General features: G+C 57.9%; 20 protein-coding genes and 2 pseudogenes. 9 read left to right on the forward strand and 13 right to left on the reverse strand.

What is annotated here, in order from left to right; all coding sequences use genetic code 11:
• Positions 1 to 11: 11 nt before the first annotated feature.
• Complete coding sequence (gene cls / locus OVY01_RS22155) at positions 12 to 1,286, reverse strand: cardiolipin synthase (RefSeq protein WP_267849794.1); 1,275 nt, start codon at positions 1,284 to 1,286, stop codon at positions 12 to 14.
• 191 nt (positions 1,287 to 1,477) lie between these two features.
• On the opposite strand from cls, the gene OVY01_RS22160 reads away from it, so the two are divergent.
• From OVY01_RS22160 to OVY01_RS22185, 6 genes are all read left to right on the forward strand, one after another.
• A complete protein-coding gene (locus OVY01_RS22160; protein WP_267849795.1) occupies positions 1,478 to 3,013 on the forward strand; it encodes a sensor domain-containing diguanylate cyclase in 1,536 nt (511 codons plus the stop codon).
• Between the two features lie 76 nt (positions 3,014 to 3,089).
• On the forward strand, positions 3,090 to 3,620 hold the full coding sequence (locus OVY01_RS22165; protein ID WP_267849797.1) for a DUF4142 domain-containing protein: 531 nt from the start codon (positions 3,090 to 3,092) through the stop codon (positions 3,618 to 3,620).
• 144 nt (positions 3,621 to 3,764) lie between these two features.
• The gene (locus OVY01_RS22170; protein ID WP_267849798.1) at positions 3,765 to 4,907 is read left to right on the forward strand and encodes an ABC transporter substrate-binding protein; all 1,143 of its coding nucleotides are present in this window, start codon (positions 3,765 to 3,767) and stop codon (positions 4,905 to 4,907) included.
• On the forward strand, positions 4,904 to 6,007 hold the full coding sequence (locus OVY01_RS22175; RefSeq protein WP_267849799.1) for a FecCD family ABC transporter permease: 1,104 nt from the start codon (positions 4,904 to 4,906) through the stop codon (positions 6,005 to 6,007). Before OVY01_RS22170 ends, OVY01_RS22175 begins: the two co-directional genes overlap by 4 nt.
• A complete protein-coding gene (locus OVY01_RS22180; protein WP_267849800.1) occupies positions 6,007 to 6,816 on the forward strand; it encodes an ABC transporter ATP-binding protein in 810 nt (269 codons plus the stop codon). Before OVY01_RS22175 ends, OVY01_RS22180 begins: the two co-directional genes overlap by 1 nt.
• 55 nt (positions 6,817 to 6,871) lie before the next feature.
• Positions 6,872 to 7,369 carry a DUF4275 family protein gene (locus OVY01_RS22185; RefSeq protein ID WP_267849801.1) on the forward strand — a complete coding sequence of 166 codons (498 nt, stop codon included), beginning with the start codon at positions 6,872 to 6,874 and terminating at the stop codon, positions 7,367 to 7,369.
• Between the two features lie 8 nt (positions 7,370 to 7,377).
• Here the strand turns inward: OVY01_RS22185 and OVY01_RS22190 are convergent, their stop codons facing one another.
• The 9 genes from OVY01_RS22190 to OVY01_RS22225 all read right to left on the reverse strand — a co-directional run bounded on the left by OVY01_RS22190 (position 7,378) and on the right by OVY01_RS22225 (position 16,543).
• Positions 7,378 to 8,550, reverse strand: a complete 1,173-nt coding sequence (locus OVY01_RS22190) for a hypothetical protein (protein ID WP_267849803.1) — start codon at positions 8,548 to 8,550, stop codon at positions 7,378 to 7,380.
• A 205-nt stretch (positions 8,551 to 8,755) separates the two neighbouring features.
• Entirely contained in the window at positions 8,756 to 9,580 is an 825-nt protein-coding gene (locus OVY01_RS22195) for an SGNH/GDSL hydrolase family protein (protein ID WP_267849804.1), read from the reverse strand.
• A gap of 155 nt (positions 9,581 to 9,735) precedes the next feature.
• Positions 9,736 to 10,638: a glycosyltransferase family 9 protein gene (locus OVY01_RS22200; RefSeq protein WP_267849805.1), complete on the reverse strand. Its 903-nt coding sequence runs from the start codon at positions 10,636 to 10,638 to the stop codon at positions 9,736 to 9,738.
• Positions 10,639 to 10,816: 178 nt separating this feature from the next.
• A complete protein-coding gene (locus OVY01_RS22205; RefSeq protein ID WP_267849806.1) occupies positions 10,817 to 11,365 on the reverse strand; it encodes a GNAT family N-acetyltransferase in 549 nt (182 codons plus the stop codon).
• A gap of 787 nt (positions 11,366 to 12,152) precedes the next feature.
• Complete coding sequence (locus OVY01_RS22210; protein WP_267849807.1) at positions 12,153 to 12,488, reverse strand: nucleotidyltransferase domain-containing protein; 336 nt, start codon at positions 12,486 to 12,488, stop codon at positions 12,153 to 12,155.
• Entirely contained in the window at positions 12,488 to 13,126 is a 639-nt protein-coding gene (locus OVY01_RS22215) for a hypothetical protein (RefSeq protein ID WP_267849808.1), read from the reverse strand. The genes OVY01_RS22210 and OVY01_RS22215 overlap by 1 nt, the downstream gene beginning before the upstream one ends.
• Positions 13,123 to 13,815, reverse strand: coding sequence for an HNH endonuclease (locus tag OVY01_RS22220; RefSeq protein WP_267849809.1), 693 nt, complete (start codon positions 13,813 to 13,815; stop codon positions 13,123 to 13,125). The genes OVY01_RS22215 and OVY01_RS22220 overlap by 4 nt, the downstream gene beginning before the upstream one ends.
• 59 nt (positions 13,816 to 13,874) lie before the next feature.
• On the reverse strand, positions 13,875 to 14,063 hold the full coding sequence (locus OVY01_RS23395; protein ID WP_432422299.1) for a type I restriction enzyme endonuclease domain-containing protein: 189 nt from the start codon (positions 14,061 to 14,063) through the stop codon (positions 13,875 to 13,877).
• Positions 14,064 to 14,122: 59 nt separating this feature from the next.
• Positions 14,123 to 16,543 carry an AAA family ATPase gene (locus OVY01_RS22225; RefSeq protein ID WP_267849810.1) on the reverse strand — a complete coding sequence of 807 codons (2,421 nt, stop codon included), beginning with the start codon at positions 16,541 to 16,543 and terminating at the stop codon, positions 14,123 to 14,125.
• Positions 16,544 to 16,965: 422 nt separating this feature from the next.
• On the opposite strand from OVY01_RS22225, the pseudogene OVY01_RS22230 reads away from it, so the two are divergent.
• Positions 16,966 to 17,151 (forward strand): annotated as a pseudogene (locus OVY01_RS22230) (transposase); the annotation flags it as partial.
• A gap of 228 nt (positions 17,152 to 17,379) precedes the next feature.
• Here OVY01_RS22230 and OVY01_RS22235 read toward each other — a convergent pair.
• Entirely contained in the window at positions 17,380 to 17,580 is a 201-nt protein-coding gene (locus OVY01_RS22235) for a KTSC domain-containing protein (protein WP_349293553.1), read from the reverse strand.
• Between the two features lie 439 nt (positions 17,581 to 18,019).
• Here OVY01_RS22235 and OVY01_RS22240 point away from each other — a divergent pair, with 439 nt between their 5' ends.
• Both OVY01_RS22240 and OVY01_RS22245 read left to right on the forward strand, forming a co-directional pair.
• Entirely contained in the window at positions 18,020 to 18,937 is a 918-nt protein-coding gene (locus tag OVY01_RS22240; protein WP_267849811.1) for an STAS domain-containing protein, read from the forward strand.
• On the forward strand, positions 18,931 to 19,221 hold the full coding sequence (locus OVY01_RS22245) for an STAS-like domain-containing protein (RefSeq protein ID WP_267849813.1): 291 nt from the start codon (positions 18,931 to 18,933) through the stop codon (positions 19,219 to 19,221). The genes OVY01_RS22240 and OVY01_RS22245 overlap by 7 nt, the downstream gene beginning before the upstream one ends.
• Positions 19,222 to 19,470: 249 nt before the next feature.
• On the opposite strand, the pseudogene OVY01_RS22250 reads toward OVY01_RS22245, so the two are convergent.
• Both OVY01_RS22250 and OVY01_RS22255 read right to left on the reverse strand, forming a co-directional pair.
• Positions 19,471 to 19,975 (reverse strand): annotated as a pseudogene (locus tag OVY01_RS22250) (integrase core domain-containing protein); the annotation flags it as partial.
• A gap of 131 nt (positions 19,976 to 20,106) precedes the next feature.
• A partial coding sequence (locus OVY01_RS22255) for an integrase core domain-containing protein (RefSeq protein ID WP_267849814.1) occupies positions 20,107 to 20,374 on the reverse strand: 268 nt, incomplete at its 5' end.

Here is a 20,374-nt window from a genome sequence, read left to right on the forward strand (position 1 = left end):
AGCGCGCTTTCCTACAACTGCCCGTCGATCAACGGCAGCACCCTCTCGATCAATTTCTCGAAAATCGACCGCCGCTCCCAGTCCGCGAGCGTCACCTGCTTCGACCGTCCGATGTCCGCGTCGAAAATCGCATTCTGCCGCGCGGCGAACGCGCGGTCGTAGATATTGAGATTGGCTTCGTCGTTCAGCTTGAAAGAACGGCTGTCGAAATTCGTCGATCCGGCCGATACCAGGTACTCGTCCACCACCAGCAGCTTGACGTGAAACATCGTCGGCTGGTATTCGAACATTTCCACGCCGGCCTTCAGCAGATCGCCCCAGCAACCGCGCGAGGCCTCCCGCACCGTATGCGTATCGATATGCTTGCCCGGGGTGATGATGCGCACCTTCACGCCGCGCTTGCGGGCCTCCACCAGCGCGTTGATCGCCAGCGCGTCCGGCACGAAATACGCGCTCGCGAGATTCAACGTGGATGTCGCCGCGGTGATCGCCATCAGGTACATCAGTTCCATGTCGTCGCTGCCGCTGGTGGGCGAACTGCTGAACATGTGCGCGGTGCTGTCTCCGCGGGGCGCGAGTTCCGGAAAATACTCGCCGCCGTGCAGCACGTCGCCCGTCGCCTTGATCCAGTTGTCCATGAACACCGACTGCATGTGCGCGACCGCCGGCCCCTCCAGCCGGAAATGCGTATCGCGCCAGTGCTGCGGATCCTGCGCGTGCCCGGTCCATTCCTGCGCGATGCCGACGCCGCCCGTGAAACCGATATGCCCGTCGATGACCAGCAGCTTGCGGTGCGTCCGGTTGTTCATGCGCCCCAGCCCGGACCAGTGCGGCTTGTGGTACTGGATCACCTGGGCGCCGGCCTGCTTGAGCTGGTCGAGATAACGGCGGTCCATCTTCGAGCTGCCGACCCAGTCGAGCAGCACATGCACCGCGATGCCGGCACGCGCCTGGTCCGACAGCGCATGCGCGAATTGCTCGCCGATCTCGCCCGACCAATAAATGAAGGTTTCGAACGTGATGGTACGTTTCGCGGCACGGATGCCTGCCAGCATCGATGGGAAAATCTCCTCGCCGTTCAACAGAACCTCCACCTGGTTGCCCTCGGCGACCGGCGGCCCGAGCAGCGCGCCCATCGAGCGGAGAAACTGCGGATCGCCGCTCGCGTACAGACGGTCGATATTGTGTTCGACCTTTTTTTCCCCGCTCGAAAAATTCGCAACGATCAAGACAGCGATGAGCGTGACGACAACGGTAATGGCGATCGTGATCGATATGACAAACATGGATAAGCGGGTCCTGGAATGACGATTCGGGGTGTGCTTTCGGGCCGTGCCGGTGTGCAAACATACCCCATCCTTACAGCGGGCTCTCCGGACGGCAAGCCAATGGCCGGAAATAATGTCATGTCGCGCAATCTGAAACGGCGGTAATCTCTAGATGACTGGAAAAACAATAACCGCAAAAGCAGCTCATCATGGCTCGTGCTTCATTTTTTCTTGATTTTCTTCTGGCGACACCCGTCAAGGGGCCTCAACCCGTCTCGCCCGCGGTTCGCGCCACGATGCTCGCCACGATGGTGTCGGGATCACGCTCCCTGGTACTGGCGGGCACGGCGGCCATTTTCCTTGCATCGGTCACCCTCATCCAGCTCGAGCAGCGCTGGGCGTTGTTCTGGCTGATCTGCGAAGTCGTCGCCCTCGCCGCGCGGATCGGGCTGATCCAGGTCTACACGCATCGCAATCAGATCACGCCGACGCTGCCGCATCGCTGGGCGGCGGCGTATGCGCCGTTCTCGGCCCTGGCCTGCCTGCTCCAGGGATCGGGGACGATCATGTGCGTCTTCTCCACCCACACCCCGCTTGCCAGCCTCGCCCTGATGACGATCGCCGGCACGCTCGGCGGAGTGGCCTCCCGCAACTCCGTGCTGCCCCGGCTTGCCGTCTTCCAGCTTTTCCTGGGCATCCTGCCCATCGGCATCGGCGCGGCGATACGGTATGGCGACGGTTACTGGATCCTGATCCCGCCGCTCTTCCTGTATCTGGCGGCGATGACATTGGTCGTCAAGCGTCACTACACGGGACTCATCGCGCTGATGATGGCCGAGCAGCGCAACGCGGAACTCGTCGCGCGCTTCGACGCCGCGCTGATGCACATGCCGCATGGGCTGTGCACGATCGATGAAGACGGCAAGGTGATCATCGCCAACCGCAAGGCAGCCGAGCTGTTCGGCGCCACGGTGGAAGTGCTCAAGCTGAATGTGTCCCTGCCGGAATTCATCGGCCAGGTCGGACTCGCCAAGTTCGGCGACGCCTTTCGCAAGCAATTGATGGACCGGTGCGCGCGCTGGCTCTCGCACGACGGCCGCTCCCTCGACCTGAACCTCGGCGACGGCGATTATCTCGAAATGACGCGCAATCCGGTCCCCGACGGCAGCTCGGTCATCATCATCCAGGACGTCAGCGAGCGTCGCCGCCTGGAAGCCGAGATGCGGCACCGGGCGTTGCACGATCCGCTCACCGGGCTGCCGAATCGCCGTTACCTGAGCGACCGGGTGGGCCAGTTGCTTGGTGAACCCATGGAAAGCCAGGCAATGGACCTTGCTGTCATGTATCTCGACCTGGACGGGTTCAAGAGCGTCAACGACCTCTACGGCCACAGCGCAGGCGACGAGGTATTGAAGGGCGTGACCGACCGCCTGAGCCTGACCATGCACGACGCGGAAATGATCGCGCGACTGGGCGGCGACGAATTCGTGATCGTCTTCCACGGCCGCAGCACCAGCGAGGCCGCCACCCTGTCGCGCCGCATCATCGAGGATGTTTCGCAGCCTTACGCGCTTTCGAACGGGATTCAGGCGGTCGTCGGCACCAGCATCGGCATCGCTTTCGCCGTGCGCGCGGAATCGTTCGAGATGTTGATGAACCGCGCCGACACCGCCTTGTACAAGGCCAAGACTTCGGGAAAATCGACCTTTCATTTCTGGGATGCGCATGACATGCGGGTCTCGTAAGAATTGGCGAGGTACGGGAACGGGCACTGGCACGGAAGGTGCAAGCAGTAGTGTTTTCCACCTTGCCGAGAAAACCATGAGCCGCCAACATCGTTTGCTGATTCGCCGTCCCGCCCTCCTGAGCGCCCTGGGCGCGGCCGGCGCCGCCCTGGTCCTGAGCACGACCGCGTTCGCGGCGGACACCCTGTCCGCCGGCGATCAGGCATTCGTCGCGAAAGTCTCGCAGGGCGGCATGTTCGAAGTCGAGGCGAGCAAGGTCGCCGTCGACAAGGCCCAGGCGCAGGACATCAAGGACATGGCGAACACCGAGGTCCACGACCATGAAGGCGTGGGCGCGAAGCTGAAGAAAATCGCTTCCGACAACGGCGACGACTTCCCGACGGACCTGAACGCGGACTTCACGCACCGCATCGACAAGCTCAAATCGCTCTCGGGCAGGGCCTTCGACATGGCCTACGCGGCGGAAATGAAGCGCATCCACGCCCTCGACGGCGCCGCCTTCATGAAGGAAGCAAGAACCGCCCAGAATGCCGACCTAAAGGCGTTCGCCGCGGAAACCTCGGGCATCGTGCAGATGCACATCGGCGCGTGGCAGAAATCGAAGTAGAAGGCGAAGTAACCCGCTTCCCCACGGCACGGCGTCCGGCGGCGCCGTAATCCGGCGAAACAACGCCAATGCGAATCATTTCCGTATTGCGGTTAACATGCTGGCTTCTCCATCGACGGGCCGCCGTCACGACCGGGAAGTCACGTGAAGAGGTTCACCACCGCCATTCTGTCCATCGCCTCGCTGCTGATGGCCGCCGTTGCCGCCCCCGCGCACGCCACCCAATACCCCGTCACCGTCACCGATACCGCCGGCCGCACGGTCGTCATCGCGCAGGAACCCAAGCGCGTGGTCATCCAGGACGGACGCGATATCCTGACCATGGCGCTGCTCGACCGCAACGACCCGTTCCAGCGCGTGGTGGCCTGGAACAACCTGATCGCCCGGGGCGATCCGGGCCTGTGGAAGGTCCTGTCGACCCGCTGGCCGGACGCGAAATCCGCCGTCGACATGAAGTTCTCCGATCAGGGCAACATCAATCTGGAAGCGGTCATCGCGAAGCAGCCCCAGTTGATCATCGCGCAATTGCGCGCCAGGCCCGCGTTCGAACAAAGCCATGTGCTCGAACGCATGGCGCAGTTGAAGATCCCGGTCGTCTTCGTCGATTCCGAGCAGGACCCGATCGGCCACACCGCGACGAGCGTCGCGCTGCTCGGCACCGTGCTGAACCGCGAGAAGGAAGCCAGGGAATACGTCGATTTCTACGACGCGCACCTGCAACGCCTGCGGCAAACGATCGCAGCCCTCCCCGGCCCGCGGCCGCGCGTGTTCATCGAGGCCAAGGCCGGGTTCACCGGCGGCAACGACTGCTGCTTCACCCATGCCACGATGGGCTGGGGACGCCTGTTGCAGGCGGTCGATGCGCATAACGTCGGCGCGGACCTGCTGCATGTCCCCTCGGGCGACGTCACGCTGGAGAACCTGATCGGCGCGCGGCCCGACGTCTACATCATGACCGGCGCGAACCTCTCGGGCAACAACAATGCCGCCGTGCCTTTCGGGTACGGCACCAGTGCGTCCCGTATCGGCGCCGCGTTCGCGAAACTCGCGGCGCGCCCCGGCTTCGCGCAACTGAAGGCGGCGCGTGACGGCCAGGTCTACGGCATCTACCACGCGTTCTACAACCACGCGTACAACATCGTCGGCGTCGAATATCTGGCGAAGATCCTCTACCCGGCCGCCTTCGCCACGCTCGACCCCACCGCCGACTGGAACGCGATCATCGCGCGTTTCACCCAGATCCCGAGCGCGCCGTTGATCCTGGAAGCGAAGGCACCGGCGCAATGAGGCAAGGGCACGTCACGATGGCGGAAGGACACGCAGCGCACACTCCCCCGACGCTCGCCGCGCGCTACCGGCACGGGATGCACCGCCGGCTGCTGCTGCTGGCCGTCGTCGTCGTTCTGGGCGGGCTGGCGATTCTCGCCGACCTCGCCATCGGTTCCGGCACGCTGACCGTGCGGCAGGTCGTGGAGGCGCTGCTGCATCCGTCCGAGGTCGATGCCGGCACGCTGGTCATCCTGCGCGACATCCGCATGCCGATCACCTTCACCGCCGCGCTGTCCGGCATCGGCCTGGCGCTGGCCGGATCGCTCATGCAGACCTCGCTCGACAATCCGCTGGCCGAACCGTTCACCATCGGCATCTCTTCCGCGGCGGGATGCGGCGCGGCGCTGGCGATCGTCTTCCAGACCTCGCTGGCCGGGTTTCTGCCCTGGCTGCCGCCCGACCTTTTCGTCTCGCTGAACGCCTTCCTCTTCGCGCTGTGCACGGTCCTCTTCATCAGCCTCTTCGCCCGCAGCGACGGCCTGGGCATCGAGACCGTGACCTTGCTCGGCATCGCGATCCATTTCGTGTTCGCCTCGATCCTCGGCATGATGCAGTACTTCTCCGACGCCGATCAATTGCAGACCCTGGTCTTCTGGCTGATGGGCTCGCTCCTCAAATCCAGCTGGCTCAAGGTGGGCATCAACGCCGGTCTCGTCGTCGTGCTGCTGCCGCTGATCTTCCTGAACAGCCGCAGCATCACCGCGCTGCGCAGCTTCGGCGATCAGGCCGTCACGCTTGGCCTGAACGTGCCGCGCATGCGCTTCCTGATGCTCTTCGCCGCCGCGCTGCTCGCGAGCAGCATCACCGCGACGATCGGCGTGGTCGGCTTCGTCGGACTGGTCGCGCCGCACATCGCGCGCCTGCTGGTGGGCGAGGACCAGCGCCTGTCGCTGCCGATGACCGCCGCCTGCGGCCTGCTGGTGATGACGCTCGCCTCCATCGCCAGCAAGATGATCCTGCCCGGCGGCATCCTGCCGATCGGCATGGTCACGTCGCTCCTCGGCGTCCCCTTCTTCCTCGCGCAGATCCTCTGGCTGAAAAAACGGAGCCGACGCTGATGCTCGAGATCCACGGACTGAACGTCGCCTTCGGCCGCAAACGCATCCTCCACGACGTGCGCTTTCAGGCCCGCGACGGCGAATGCCTCGCGGTGCTGGGCTGCAACGGCGCCGGCAAGACGACGCTGATCCGCGCGCTCGCCGGCCTGCTCGGGCACCGGGGCGACATCCGGCTCGACGGCCGGGCGCTGGACCGCCTGCCGCCCTACGAGCGCAGCGCGCTGATCGGTTATGTCGCGCAGAGCCTCGCGCACGGCAATGTACGGATGAGCGTGTTCGACCTGTTGCTGCTGGTGCAGAACGGCAGCGCCGGCGGACGTTTCGGGCATCACACCCTCGCCACGCCGCCCGAACACCTGGCGCGCGCCGAAGACATCCTGCAACGCCTCGCGCTCGCCCCGCTCGCCCACGCCTGCCCCGACGAACTCTCGGGCGGCCAGCGCCAGATGGTCGCGCTGGCCCTCGCGCTGGTGCGTTCGCCGCGTCTGCTGCTGCTCGACGAACCCACCTCCGCCCTCGACCTGAACAACCAGCTCCACCTGCTGGAATACGTCCGGAACCATACCCGCGAACATCGGGTCATTACCCTGATGATCCTGCACGACCTCAACCAGGCGAGCCGGTACGCGGACAAGGTGATGCTCATGGACCAGGGGCAGGTCAGCGCGATGGGCACGCCCGCCGACACGTTGACCGAAGCGAAGCTGCGCGCGGTCTATGGGGTGGAGTGCGAGATCATCGGCATGTCGAACGCGCAGCGGGCGATCTACCCGCTGCGCCGGATCGAACCGGGAACGGCCTTCGGGTGACGGCGGGCCGAGGCGGATGCTCCCGGGCGCATTCACTCTCAAGGAGTCCTGTCCGATGACGCACGCCTCGTTCTCTTTCCCACCTGCTCAGCCGACCCCGCGCATCGTCGTGCAGGAACCCGACGCCGTGGCGGCATGGGCCGAACGCTGGCTCGCCGTGTTCGGCGCCGACCGGCGAGGCATCGGCGCGCAATACTTTCTGTGGCACATCTTCTCCAACGATCGCTACCCCAGCGTCTGCGGCCACCCGGCGTACGACCACTACGCGCGGCACGCCGCACCGGAATACATCGTGCTCACGAACGACCGCAAGCATGCGGTCGCCGTCGACTGCCGGCCGGACGTGCCGCCCTTCTCCTCCTTCAACGGCTGGACCGACTTTTATGTCTTTCCGACCAATCTGGCATGGACGCTGGCGCGCACGCACGAAGAGATCTGGCTCGGGCCGTATTTCGCGCGACATCCCGATTACGACGCATTGAACCGGGAGAATCTCGTGGCGCTGGAGAAGGCGCGGATGATTCGGGAAGCACGGGGCAAGGGATGGTTGTGAGAGGCGCCTCAGCTGCTCGAAGCGCACGGATCGCCGGTCGCATCGAGCAGCGCCGCACTTTCCTGGGTAACGCTCTCCCACGCCACCTGCTGCAACCGCACCGCCGCGGTGGCGGGAATACCCAGCTGTTGCGCGGCCTTCTCGGCGGCGCCCAGGGTCCGCACGTCCACGCCCGTGATCTGCTGGAACAACACCAGACCGCTCAGGTAGGCGCCATAGATGCTGGGGTGATGCAGGTCCGCCTGCGTGATGGCCGGATCATTGGTCGCGTTGATGTCGTACCAGAGCAGCGGCAACGACGACGTGACGAGCGGATCCGGATTGGCGATGCCCTCGTTCCACGCACGCTGCCAGGCATCGCCCGCCGGCGCGACGCCCGCGATCGCGCCATCGTGCGCCGCCGCGCTGTAATACGCATTGTGGTCCGCATCGCTGAGCGTGACCAGATTCGCCAGGTAGCTGGCGTGATAGCCCGACGTTCCCGGCGTGCCGCTGAGCGTCTGCGCCGTGTCGCCGCTCGCCCATGTCTCGTACAGGAAGACGTTCGCGGCGGGCGCGACTTGGTGCACGCCCTGCTCGATGGTCGCGACGCTCGAACAGAATCCGGCGGGATCGCTGACAGTGCTTACCGTGAGCGCGTACGGCAGCGGCTTCGCGCTGATTTCCTGAAGCACCACCGCGTTCCACTTCGATTGATCGATGACGCCGGACGCCGCGGCGTAATTCTTTTCGAGACTCGTTTCGGAGATCGCCTCGATGTGCACGTCGTAATCGAGCCCTTCTTCCAGCGCGAATTCCGCGAAAATTCCCGGAATGCCGCCCCACGGCCCGGTCTCGAGTTCCGCTCGCGCGCCGGTTTGCCCGTAGTTTTCGTCGTACACCAACGCGGAACCGGTGACGGGGTCCAGGGTACCGCCCGAGTTGTAGGTTCTCACGGGGGTGTATCGGCCGTGCGTGAAGCTGTCGCCCACGAAGAGAATGCGTTGCAGGGTGGGAGTGGCGGTTTGCGGGGCGGTGGTCGTCCCGGTGGAACCGCCGCTGGCGTTGCCGCCGCCATTGCCACTGCCGCCGCCGCATACCGCGAGCATGAGAGGAATGCAGAGCACGCAGCCCCATGCAATCCGACGCGGCGAACGCGGTTCGGGCGCGAACGGCTTTCCTGTTTCGTTATCGATCTTCATCGGTTTTTCAAAGTGACAGGCGGAGGCTGCGGCAAACGATGAAAACCAGTATGGAAAGCTTTCTGCCAAATGTAAAATACGCTTTATATACACGTGACATAGCTATTATGTATGTCACGTCGCCGATGGCGAACCGTTCGATGGGCGGCAAGCCGCATCGACGGCGAACGCTACCGGGTTTCCCGTCTCGCCGGCCCGCTCCGCATCATCGCTGCGATGTGAACGCCTCGACGAACCATTGACCCTCGTGTGCGCGAAGGCGCTCGCGTATGGCGTCGGCCGTTGCCCGCGCGCCCACGAGCGTGGGATGAAATGCGGTACCCGCCCGCTTGTCGGGATAGGGGCCATTCACCCAGGGCACGGCGCTACAGACATCGTGCCCGACCGACAGCGTGGCCATGTCCACCAGCATCGCCCCCGCCGCCCCGGCCGCCGCGCGCGTGGTCTCGGCGAGCGCATCACTCACCGGCCGCATCATATTCGCCTGGTCACCGGTCAGTCCGAGTCGGGGACACCCCGCATCGACGGGCAATACCGTCGGATAGGTCGCCACCACCACCTGCGCTTTCGGCGACCGGCGCGCAATCTCGGCAAGCGTCGCGTCGAAATCGTTCCGCAACGCGGGAAAACCCCGTTCGTCGATGGGTTTCGGGCCTTTCCAGAAACGCTTCACCAGAAAGCCGATCACGCCGCCGCGGTTCCGATACGCCAGCGCCACCAAATCGCCGATATATTTCACGTCGTTGCCACCCGCCGTGAGCGTCACGAGCCGCGTATCGGGACCGAGCGCATCGACCTGGGGGCCGAGATGGAATTGACCGCCCTTCAACACCTGCCGAAGCGTCGCGCCGGACGACGTCATGTCCGTGAAGGACGGCACTTTCAGCAAACGGGCCAACTGCTGCGGATAACCGTTCTGACTGCGCTGCGACACGATCGGGCTGTTTGGCGCGCGCGGACCGAGACCCAGACCGGCGGCGAAGGAACTGCCGAGGGCCACGTAGAAGGCACCGGGTTGGGGGCGGGTCATTGCTTCCCGGCCTCGTGGAACCTGCCGCTCGTACGTTCTTTCATTTTCTGCGCCACGTTTTGCCTGGGGTTTTATTGTAACCGGGCGCGTGTTGGGGATTGGCGGGGGATGACCGTGTCGCTGCTGCCGTCGCCGTGTCGTACAGCAGGCAACGGTTACCGGTCCGCATACAGTTGCCGGAGCCGGGCGAAGGCCTTCATGACGCGGCCTACGGGCAGGAAATGTCGCCAGAACACATCCTTCAGCGGCCGTGCCGGCAGCAGGGGCAGCGGCAGTACCGCGAGACTGAGGGTCCAGCCCGGGCGCCAGCGAAACGCCACGCGCTTTCGAATGGTCAGCGACAAAGTGGGAATGCCGAAGTTCGACGCGAGGTGCGCCATGCCGGAATCGTTGCCGATGAACCAGCCGGACTCGTGAATCCAGCGCGCGGTTTCGCTCAGCGAAGCGAACGCCGGGACCGCGAAGCCGTGCTCCTCGAGATAGAGCCAGTCTCCGCGCTCATGGGGCGCCACCGTAAACGCCGGTTCATACCCCAGGCGCCGCAGTGCGTGCGCCAGGGCCAGGAACCGTTGCGGGAACCACATTTTCACTTTCGCGCTGGCCGTGGGATGCAGGATCACGCGCCGCGCATGCTTGCGGCCCTGGCTGCCGGCGGGCGCCGACCAGCCGTTATCCTCCACGACATCGGCGAGTCCCAGATCCCGGCGGCACAGATCCGCATGCAGGGCGACCATGTTTTTCGGTTGCCTGAAATTCGGCCACTCCTCCATCACGAGGCACGCGGGATGCCACGCCCGGACGTCGCCGACGACATTGCGCGGGTAGACATGCAACACCACGTCGAACGCCGCGAGGACCGTCCTGGCGTCTTCCGGCTGCACTGACGGACGAATGACGAAACGCGAAAACCAGGGTTGCAACGCGTGAATGTAGTCGCCGAATACGACCACCGCGTAGCCGTTACGCGCCAGATTGTTGACGACGATCATCGCCAGCAACGAATCGCCGAGGCACTGCGACATCTGAAAGGCAATGCGTTGGCCAGGTTCGATACGCATGACGTTCCCGTTGACGGCGATGCCTTTACGCTGGATTCGTCCCGCTAGCATCGCGCGAAATTATACTACTCGCGGGTCCTCCGTCGGCCACGTGGTCCTTCCCGCCGAGGGACGTGTCGCGTGCGTCTCGCCTCGATTTTGCGATCGGGCTTATCTCCTATAACCCGAAAACCGGTTTTTATCGGATGACTGGATAAGAGACGGTTTCTATCCCCGGCAGTGCGCAGTGGTAGCGAAGCTCGGTCAGCGAAACGCCGCCAATTTGAATCTGTTTTTTACTCGGGTCGTCCGCATTGAAACCGTTTCGCTCGTAAAAAGCGCGAGCACGAAAATTTTGCTCCAGCACCCACAGTGCGAGAAACGAGTACCCCGCTCCAAGAAGAAGATCGCTAGCCGAATGGGTGAGGCGCCGACCGACGCCCGTGCCCCATGCGTCCGGAGCGACGTACACCGCTTCGATCTCGGCCCAATTACCATCCTTGTCGGAATCTCGGCATGGTCCAAAAGCAATCCACCCGACCACGGCCGGCCCTTCACAAGCGACAAGAAGCTGAGGCTTCCCATCGCGAAGTGCCTGTTGCCAATAGATCGAACGTTTTTGTACTGAAAGGTCTTTCAAAAACCGTTCGGGGAATATTCCGGCATAGGCCGCACGCCACGACTCGACATGAATTGTTGCGACAGCTTCTACATCTGCAAACGCCGCATTCCGTATGTCTAATACCATCCGCCGAACTCCCAATAAAATTTTCCCGAATATATCAACAGGTGTTCGGTGGAGTGTGCACGCCTGCCGCTTATTGGACACATGAGAACGGGACGATTCAGGCAGGTAAAAATGCGAGGCTCTTGCCAACTTTCTCGACCGCCTGCTTGGCCGGCGATTCAGCAGTGTCGATCACAAAGTGCCCTGAAGCGCGCGAAGAACATTGAAATTCAAGCACACTTTCCGATAGTGGGCAGCTTGAAGTTGGGGCTAGCCGCGGGTCGCCCTGCGACTCGCCAGCGATGCTTCTCTTTGTTTCGGAGCAAATCAGCTCGATCTTAAGAATCTGTACGCCTGTTTCTAACGAGACAGCCCCCCATGCGCTGAGGGTGAGCAGCGCACAAGAAAAAGACTGAAGCCGCACTTTCACACGGCCGCAAAAGCAAACGGGCTAGACGAACATCGTCTAACCCGTTGTTTTACTTGGTGCCGGCTGCCGGACTCGAACCGACCACCTGATGATTACAAATTTTCTGTTGAATCGATAAGTTGCTGATATTTAATAGAAAGTGAGCGTAATATTGCACAAGAGAAAGATATTTAGATTCAGTAACTTAGCGAATTTTGGCGAAAGCGCAAAAAACTGAATCGCGTACCGATAATGTACCGATTCAACGACCGTGTGGGCGAGTGATATCCCCAAGAGTGCCCGCAGACGATTTTGTACCAACAGGGGTAACAACAGAATACGTTTGCATCTCGTTCGATTTCTACAAGCTTACAAGGATGGAGTCACCTCCACAGCTTCTCAAATCTGCCGATCGTTTAGGTTTGCATCCTGCGACCTGCTCAGTTGCGAGACAGAGGAAATAAGTTGCTTAAGCGGAATGCAGCTCTCTCTCGCCACGAACTTGGTGTGACGCTCTTCTGATGGCTGCATGTAAAGCATGTGGAGCGGCAAACTCTCCCCTGCGCATTGAATTTCCTTCTTGAGCTTCGCCAACAGATCGCCGCCCGGGCCCACGATGAGAATATCAATGTCTTGGCCAATACCGTGCAGGGTTGAGCCGAACATGTACGCATCGAAATGCTCCAGCGAGGCACACGTACCCAAAAGGTGGGCTGCGATCTCGCTGGCCGTCATTAGGCCTTGCTCAAACGATCCTTCAAATCGTCCCATTTCATCACCTCGCATCCGAGCTCACGCCCCGCCTCCGCCGCTTCAGGCTGCGGCGTACCGTTAGGATTGATGTTCCACACGATGTCGACCGGGCCGAACCGCGCCCAGAGACTGCGGACCTCATCAGCTGTCGGTTCATAATTTGCGATCATGCCGATTCGAAAGGTTGCCCCGCTGTGAAGTGTGACTCGGTGAATACGATCAAACTCGCGATCGATTTTCGCTATCTGGCCACATTGCCGTAACAGCCTGTCCGAGAATCTATATACCTTGTGCGGTGCCGAGTTAGCGTCACCCTTCAGCACCGCTGAAGTCAGCGTACTGAAGCTCCCCCAGCCTATGTGGTTCTCTTCGAGATACTGGATGGCCTCGCCCTCCCAGACGCATTGAACGCGATAGCCGCACAGAAAATCGAGCCCTTCGGTCTGCTTTCGGTAGTGAGCTGCCGTCGTCTGATCGATCGTACCGGCGGCCGTTATCGCGGCCAGCACGTCCGGACGATCCCGAGTCGTAATCTTAATAACGTCGCCGCCGACATGCTCGACGGTCGAGTAATTGTCTTCTGCGAACGAGGCGAGCGCATATCTAATCTGCCAATTCACGCGAACAATCCCTCCATCGTATCTGGGAACCGGATGGCGCGGCCAGAAACGCCGCAAACGTGGCGCTCTGACAGGCCCCGCACATGCTCCTGATATTCGGCAAAGGTGCCCCGGTCGTCTTCAGTGGCGAGTCTCAGATTAGCCTCGACGATTGCCAGAGCTCGGTAGTGGTTGGGCAGAATCACGCTCCTTACCCGCTGGTTCCAAGCTTCTGCGGTACCGGACTCCGGATCGTATTCGAAATCCGACCCATGCTCCGGTGCAAATTTCTCCCAAATGGCCCTGTTTTCAGCCAGGATGCCAGCGATCGCCGTCCGTACTTGTGCTCGATTGTCATAAGCCTTTATGCCTTGTTTGAGCATCAGATGTGCCAGATGACGTGCCTTCCAATCGAGCAGAAGATGGCGTGGATACGCATCAGGATTCTTGTCGATCTTCGTATGGCAGGTTGGGCACAACAAGACCAGATTCTCGAACGTATCGGCATCAAAGTCATCGGCTGGCCGGTCTTTATATCGTGGCCCGGTATCGCCATGCGGAATGACATGCGCCATTTCGGCTATGTGCTTATCCCCCCCCATTTCAGCAGGAAAAAGGACATCGAGGCAATCGGGATTCTGACAATGCCCCGATGCGTCAGAAAAGAGGCGCAGTCGTGTCCCAATTGGTATCGCCTTACGATCTGCCATTCGATCCCCCGTTTTTATCGAAAGCTGTGCACTAACTTGGATCCCAAGAATCCCCCGAATTATCCCACTACCAAAGCCTCAGCCCGCCGCGACACCAGTTTCACAGCTTCTGAAGCCAAATCTGGCGTATAGCCATGCCGATGTAAAATCCGCTTAATTACGACGCGCATCTTGGGCTTGGCATTCTCCCGCTCCCATAAGTCCACTCCTGAATTGTTGCGCACCAATCTCGTTCGTGCTGATTGCACACGTCAGATGTGAGTCCGCCTTCGGTTAATGGTGAATCAAGTCCGAAGGCAGCTGCCACTTAAAATTGACCAAATGGATCAGGCTTTTCGATACTAAGCAGGAAGTGATCAAACTGTTGACGATCATTGTCGCGAATCTTTCTCAGCACAAACTTTGCAAGCGACGCGATCTCTGTGCAATCGATTGGCTGCGTGCTCCGATCGATAAATTCGCCCAGATGTGAAAATTCATTTATCAGCCTTTGGAGGAACGCTTCTGTATTCGATCCATCACCAAAAAAAAGTCTTACGCGCTCGTCATGATCGGCGCGGTCGTTCCGTGCCGATGGAAATTTGAAGAAGAGAAAAGCCTCAAGGAATTTCCGTAAATTGTTACCGAAATTGTAAAAGCTATGAAACTGGTGATTCGTATTGGCGTCATCTGAGCAACAATATATTTCTCCAAACAAATAGTTCAGCTCGGTCACATAGTTGCGTAGGTAATGTGGCATCAGTCCGATTGCGCTTGAGGAATCCTTACGTGTAACAAGGAAACTCTCATTGTCCTTACCGGGCTTCGTTAGCCGTTTCAGATACTTTAAAAACTCTAGATTGTGGGTAGAAATGAACAGCTGTTCGTACCGGTAAGTCGGTTTTTCACTGGCGTCTTTGATGACGTTACCGTCGCCGTCTTCAATCGGCTTTGCGAGATAGCTTTCAATTAGGCTAAAAACGAAGAAGATATGATTACTGTCTAGGCTAGAAATCGGATCGTCAATATAGACAATTGGCTTTTTACCGACTGTATCTACATCCTTGAGCTTCGCGAGAAAATAGCAAAACGCAACCAAACTGCACTCGCCCTCACTGAGGTTATACGCTGCATGTTCACCACGCATAATCTGAAACCGATAGGCTGGTGAGCTTGTCGTTTGCGAGGCTAACAAGCGCAATCCACCGTGGCCAAGAAAGTGACCAAGGTAATGATTAACTTGCTCGGCGCCACGTCGCTCATCACGGAGCTGAGTTTTCAGATGAGCGATCTTCTCACTTCGTTGCTTACCCTGTGTTTCAATCGCATCCCGCTCCCTCTCTGAGTTGTGCGCATCGTCCCATAGCTTCCCAATTCGCTTCTCTTCCGCCGCAAGACCAATATCCACCACGAATTGTGCGATTTCCCCCAGACGAAGTTCTGTACGCGCCGCTATCTGTGAATCCGCTAATGATGCCGTGGTCTTATTGTTCAAAGAGATCAGCATGTTAATTACGTCAATGGTTTCGACGATCAACAACGACGGATCGGAGACTTCGAGGGGCGGTCGCTCCGCAAAGATATTACTGCGGCGGGCGGCTAGCTCATTCTCGAGCGCTAGCAGACTGGCCTGATATCGATCGAGCATTTCATGTAGAGTGCGAACCTGATCGTTGAAGCGCTCCTGATGTGATGTATAGAATGCTCTGAAGTTGCTCAGCGTCAGAGCATCAATGCGACCCCTCTCTCTAAAAATTTCATCTATTGCTGCAGCGATCTGACGATCGAGGTCGGTCGACTCCCGATTGAAATGCCCACCTAAGTTATCCCATAGATCAGCCGGCAGCGGTGCACCGCAGAATCCGCAAGTCGACCGTTTGTCGCGGTGTAATCCAATGCCTGATTGCACCCAGCTCTGCAGGATGGCATTGTTCAGCAGTTCTTGAAGCGGCGCACTAGGTTGGATTTTCTTGGTGATCAGCTTATTGGTCGTGGTCCAGAGTGCACCGAGTGAGGGCCCAAAAAAGGGTAAGGACCTAACGTCAGGCAAGGGCGCTTCGCCGAGCAGCGCAACTAGGTCTTTTCTGCGTTCCTCAGGAAGCGGCGGGAGACTGCCATCCGCCACAGACTGGATATCGAGTTTTAGCTTGCGAATATCGTATGTTGCGTCTCGGTAAAGCGAGTTGTGCTTGATGCCAGCAGGTCGCCTATTTGCCTTGTCGATAAGCAATCGTTCGAGCCCGTCGGCTGCGTCGACAGCCAGTTTTCGATTTTTTGCGTGCACAACTTTTTTGACTTGGAATTCATGCCGCAGCCCTGTTTGCGACTCGACACTACCCAGTTCCGTCTCTAACGCGGCGATCTGTGCTTCGAGTTCTTTGTTTTGTTGGCCCAGCACAGCAAATGGTGAAATGTGTCCGGTCTCATCGCCCAAGAACGCCAGATGCTCGTCAACAAAATCTTTGTTATAAACGCGGACCGTGTGGTCGGGGGCCGGAATATGATCCTGAGATAAAACTCCATTTGAAAGCGTCACTTTAAAAGCAGGTTTGACATAGCGTAAAGAAATCGAGCCGGTTTCTAAAGCGCGAAAAATACGCGAAAGTGTAGTTTTCCCTGAGTAGTTGCGACCGTACAATACGTTCAATCTTTTGAATTTAGCAACATTGTTCCCAGCATCTCTAACCGCTTTGCTCCAAACGAAATCGCTATAACAGCCGAAATTCTCGATGTCTATCTTCTCTATCATGTAATAGCCCGCCCCGATTGTGTGAAACGCGTGCCTTCTTCACCACCCGGCTTTAATCTGAAACAGCCCTTCGCATTTTTCACGGCGGGCTTTGAATAACTCAGGTCGGCTTGCGAAACGCAAGGGTGTCGGCAATGAAATCTCAGTAAGTGGGAAATTGCCATAAACCTTCGGGTCACCGTAGTCGCCATAAGGCGAGCATTTGCATCCGTCGCCATGCAGACAAACTATTTTTAAAGTACCCGAACTGAATCATTGCCCAAGCAGGACAGTAACGCAATCAATAACAAAAAAAATTTATAAAAAATTCTGATACTGTCCATTTATATGAGTTTCATGGAAATGAACCGGTAAGTCTTGAACAATCCAGCCTTTCTTAGACATCTTCGATATCATAATCTATGGCAACGGAGGAGGTCAGTATGAACGGCAAGCGGTACACAGATGATTTCAAGATTGAGGCAATCAAATAAGTAACCGAGCGAGGTCATTCGGCAGTGGATGTAACACAGCGATTGGGCATTACGACGCATAGCCCTTATGCCAGGCGAGCAAAGTTCGAGAAGCCGGATGTCGTGCGCCAAGTGGAGCTGGACCAGAGTGGTAAGCCAGCGCTCTGCACCGTCATTGACGGTAAGACACGATGACAATCAAGTGACCGGCCGATTGGACTTGCTTCATACCTAGCACGGCCTTTCGGCGAACACAACACCCTGGGCTGACATTTTCCTTGTCGGCGGAGCGCAGAAATACCGGCAGATGCGCACGATGTGACTGGGTTTTTTCCTCTCGCAAATATCCCGTAACAAGATTCCCCCTCATAGTCTCGCTCTGCATTAACACCGGTATCTATCTCTGATGTGCTGATTGTAATATGACCCTTTCGAGAAAGAATTCAATAGCCCTTGGTAGATCGACGGCGGAACGCCGCAAAAATCGTAAGAGCGGCCTTCAACGAATCTAATTCGCATTCGCATAGATAAAGCGTCGTACCCGACGGCCGACACCGCCGATGATCGAACAAAAACCATGTCCATATGGATCTTCTAGTGAATTTCTTCGTTTCGAAGGCAATCACGGCCGGATCCTCCGTATTCCACGATCGCGTAGTTCCTACAATCTTACTTTTTCTTAGTTGGGCCTGCGTCTTTTTCGTTTAAACTAGGTCTGATCCTGCTACAGACTTTTGCGCCGGTGTGCTCCTCTTGTTCGACAATTGCTTACTTGACAGCGACGCGTCTTTTTTCCCGTGGCCATCATCTCTACCACTTGGAGTGGATTTGTCCCGCGGTGTCAATGTAGAGGGGAAACATTTGACGTGCGAGTGGCGTTTACCCGGCAATACCACGTTCCCATAGAAATGGAAATTTAATTTCAATTGCAATTTCTAGCTTTTGAAGCTCCAACGCTTTCAAAATGGAAGAAAAGTTCGATTGCTGCGACAATCGAACTTTTCTTCATTACTGAAGGTAGCTCATGGCTTGGCAGTTGTTATTTAGCCCGCAAAAACACTTGACGGTTCAAATGCCTAGCAATTTGAACCGGGAAAGCATGTATCGCTTGGTCGCATCGGTCCTTGACCGAGATCACAACGCACGCTGCGCAACAATCTATCTTGACTTCGAACCGCTAAAATTTATTGATCCAGCAGGCGTTACGGTTCTCAGCAATCTCATTGAGTTTCTGAGGAAAGTTGGGGCCAAAACTTACTTTAAAGGCCACAAGGATCTCAGCACACCCGTCAGGTTTCTAGACGACTCTGGATTTTTCGAGCAATACTTGGGATATGCACTCGTACCGGGAGCAAGGATTAGGGCGACTACCCTCCCCCTCCAGCTAGTCGAATATCAACGGAGCTATGAGTATCTGGAGTACAAACTCATTCCCTGGTTAGCCAATGTTCTCGGAGCAGCTGAGCCCAATCTCTCTACAATAAAAGTGTGCTTTCAAGAGATATTTAACAACATCAACGACCACTCGGAAGTAAAGATTGGCTGTGTTTTCGCCCAGCACTACCCAAAAAATCATACAGTTCAAATAACGGTTTCCGACTTCGGGGTAGGGATTCCACATCGAATTCAATCAGTAGAACCTCAACACAACGATCAACAGGCCCTTCGTCGTGCGGCAGAACAAGGATTCACGACTCAAACCACCATCCGAAATCGTGGCGCTGGCCTCGACGTGTTGATAAAAAACGTCGTTTCAAAAAACGGCGGCGCCATCATCATTCAGTCTGGTGGTGGTATCCTATCTTGTACCAGAGGGCCTGATGGAACTGTGAAGCGTACGCCACGGTCTGCAAAAGGTTTTTATCCTGGGACGCTCATACAGATGTCCCTTCACACAAAATATTTCATTTCTGACGAACTTGACGAGGAGTTTTCGTGGTGATCCGAGCTCTAGATCTCGTAAAACATTGCTATAGCAATGAAGATGGCCATGTCGTCTACGACGCCGTGCTCGCTCAAATTTTGCACGGCCAGAGCGTCGTTGTCTCATTTGAAGGCGTAGATACTGTGCCGTCTTCATTTGTAAATTCTGCGTTTATTGCTCTGCTCGAAAAATTCCCATTTGAACAGATCAAACAAAACCTATCGTTCAAGCAGACGACACCGCAGATCAACGAAATGATACGTTCACGTTTTTCGTTTGAGGCTAATCGACGCTACGCCTGATTCTCCGGCCGCCGAGCGCGTCAAAAAGACTATCGATCTGGTCACGTCTCTTGCTGATAACTTTGGTAAACAGGTTGACTCAGTAAAGTCCGGTTGCTTGCTGTCACAGCTCGTCGTGAGCCCTCTTGAGCGTTGGCTCCAATGATGACGCATTTCTACGCCTTGTCTTCGCGCTCAGTCGGATAGCCTCAGATAAGTGCCCCGGCAATCACACCGCTTTTGCAGCAGGGCAGAATGAGAATTTATGCTGCGGCTTGCGGGCGTTATTCCGCCTGGGCCCAGGTTAGGGCGCTCATGATTGCACTTCCACACCCATTGCGTAGCGAACTGCTGAACATGATCGAAGTCGTCCCAATAGTATTGAGATAACCATTCGTATCGCACCGTTCGATTGAAGCGTTCCACATAGGCATTTTGTTGCAGTTTGCCCAGCTGGATATAATTCAACGCGATGCCGTGACGGGCCGTCCACTGTGTGATCACCTCGCTGAGGTATTCGGGTCCACTGTCACATCGGATCGCCAGAGGCTTGCCTCGCCACTCAATGATCTGTTCCAACGCTTCGCGGTAAATTCGATACACGCGCTTGTGGTTCCACATGAATCCCGTCACATTACACAGATTCAGGAAGCACAGCCCGAAGCCCCAGTTACCATTTATCAGTCAAGCGCAGCAGTCAATCAGCGATGTGCTCGTTCTCAGCGTTACGTTGCCGTTCGTATCTGTAGCACGTCTGGCCGACGCCAAATGCTTGTAAGCGAGCGCTCTGCACCATCATTGACGGCGAGATGTTGATCAGCGTCTAGCGTGCGTGTGCCGGAAGCAGGTGTGCGACGTTCCAAGGCAGAAGCTCGTTGACCATGCCTCGGTTCCACGTACAGCAACTCACGCTACTTTTTGCATAGCTTCGTAATCACAAGGCGTGCGGTATCCGATTGACGAGTGGATGCGTTCGCGATTGTAAAACCCTTCAATCCAATCGACCACATCCAGTCTCGCCTGTGCCCGAGTTTCGTATCGGCATCGTGAAGTCTGCTCCACTTTCAACGTCTTGAAGAAGCTCTCCATCGGAGCGTTGTCCCAGGCGTTCGCCCGCCGGCTCATCGACACGACCATGCCGTATTGCCCGGCGAGCTCGCGGTGCGCCCAGCTG

The sequence above is a fragment of the Robbsia betulipollinis genome, from assembly GCF_026624755.1.
Classification (GTDB): Bacteria; Pseudomonadota; Gammaproteobacteria; order Burkholderiales; family Burkholderiaceae; genus Robbsia; species Robbsia betulipollinis.

What these genes read in the sequence shown, in the direction of transcription:
- OVY01_RS22200 (WP_267849805.1), bottom strand. Translation starts at nt 10,638, where the DNA reads ATGCGTATCGAACCTGGCCAACGCATTGCCTTTCAGATGTCGCAGTGC.
- OVY01_RS22180 (WP_267849800.1), top strand. Translation starts at nt 6,007, where the DNA reads ATGCTCGAGATCCACGGACTGAACGTCGCCTTCGGCCGCAAACGCATC.
- OVY01_RS22190 (WP_267849803.1), bottom strand. Translation starts at nt 8,550, where the DNA reads ATGAAGATCGATAACGAAACAGGAAAGCCGTTCGCGCCCGAACCGCGT.
- OVY01_RS22195 (WP_267849804.1), bottom strand. Translation starts at nt 9,580, where the DNA reads ATGACCCGCCCCCAACCCGGTGCCTTCTACGTGGCCCTCGGCAGTTCC.
- OVY01_RS22160 (WP_267849795.1), top strand. Translation starts at nt 1,478, where the DNA reads ATGGCTCGTGCTTCATTTTTTCTTGATTTTCTTCTGGCGACACCCGTC.
- OVY01_RS22210 (WP_267849807.1), bottom strand. Translation starts at nt 12,488, where the DNA reads ATGACGGCCAGCGAGATCGCAGCCCACCTTTTGGGTACGTGTGCCTCG.
- OVY01_RS22240 (WP_267849811.1), top strand. Translation starts at nt 18,020, where the DNA reads ATGGCTTGGCAGTTGTTATTTAGCCCGCAAAAACACTTGACGGTTCAA.
- OVY01_RS22165 (WP_267849797.1), top strand. Translation starts at nt 3,090, where the DNA reads ATGAGCCGCCAACATCGTTTGCTGATTCGCCGTCCCGCCCTCCTGAGC.
- OVY01_RS22185 (WP_267849801.1), top strand. Translation starts at nt 6,872, where the DNA reads ATGACGCACGCCTCGTTCTCTTTCCCACCTGCTCAGCCGACCCCGCGC.
- OVY01_RS22205 (WP_267849806.1), bottom strand. Translation starts at nt 11,365, where the DNA reads ATGGTATTAGACATACGGAATGCGGCGTTTGCAGATGTAGAAGCTGTC.
- OVY01_RS22175 (WP_267849799.1), top strand. Translation starts at nt 4,904, where the DNA reads ATGAGGCAAGGGCACGTCACGATGGCGGAAGGACACGCAGCGCACACT.
- OVY01_RS22220 (WP_267849809.1), bottom strand. Translation starts at nt 13,815, where the DNA reads ATGGCAGATCGTAAGGCGATACCAATTGGGACACGACTGCGCCTCTTT.
- cls (WP_267849794.1), bottom strand. Translation starts at nt 1,286, where the DNA reads ATGTTTGTCATATCGATCACGATCGCCATTACCGTTGTCGTCACGCTC.
- OVY01_RS22225 (WP_267849810.1), bottom strand. Translation starts at nt 16,543, where the DNA reads ATGATAGAGAAGATAGACATCGAGAATTTCGGCTGTTATAGCGATTTC.
- OVY01_RS22235 (WP_349293553.1), bottom strand. Translation starts at nt 17,580, where the DNA reads ATGGACATGGTTTTTGTTCGATCATCGGCGGTGTCGGCCGTCGGGTAC.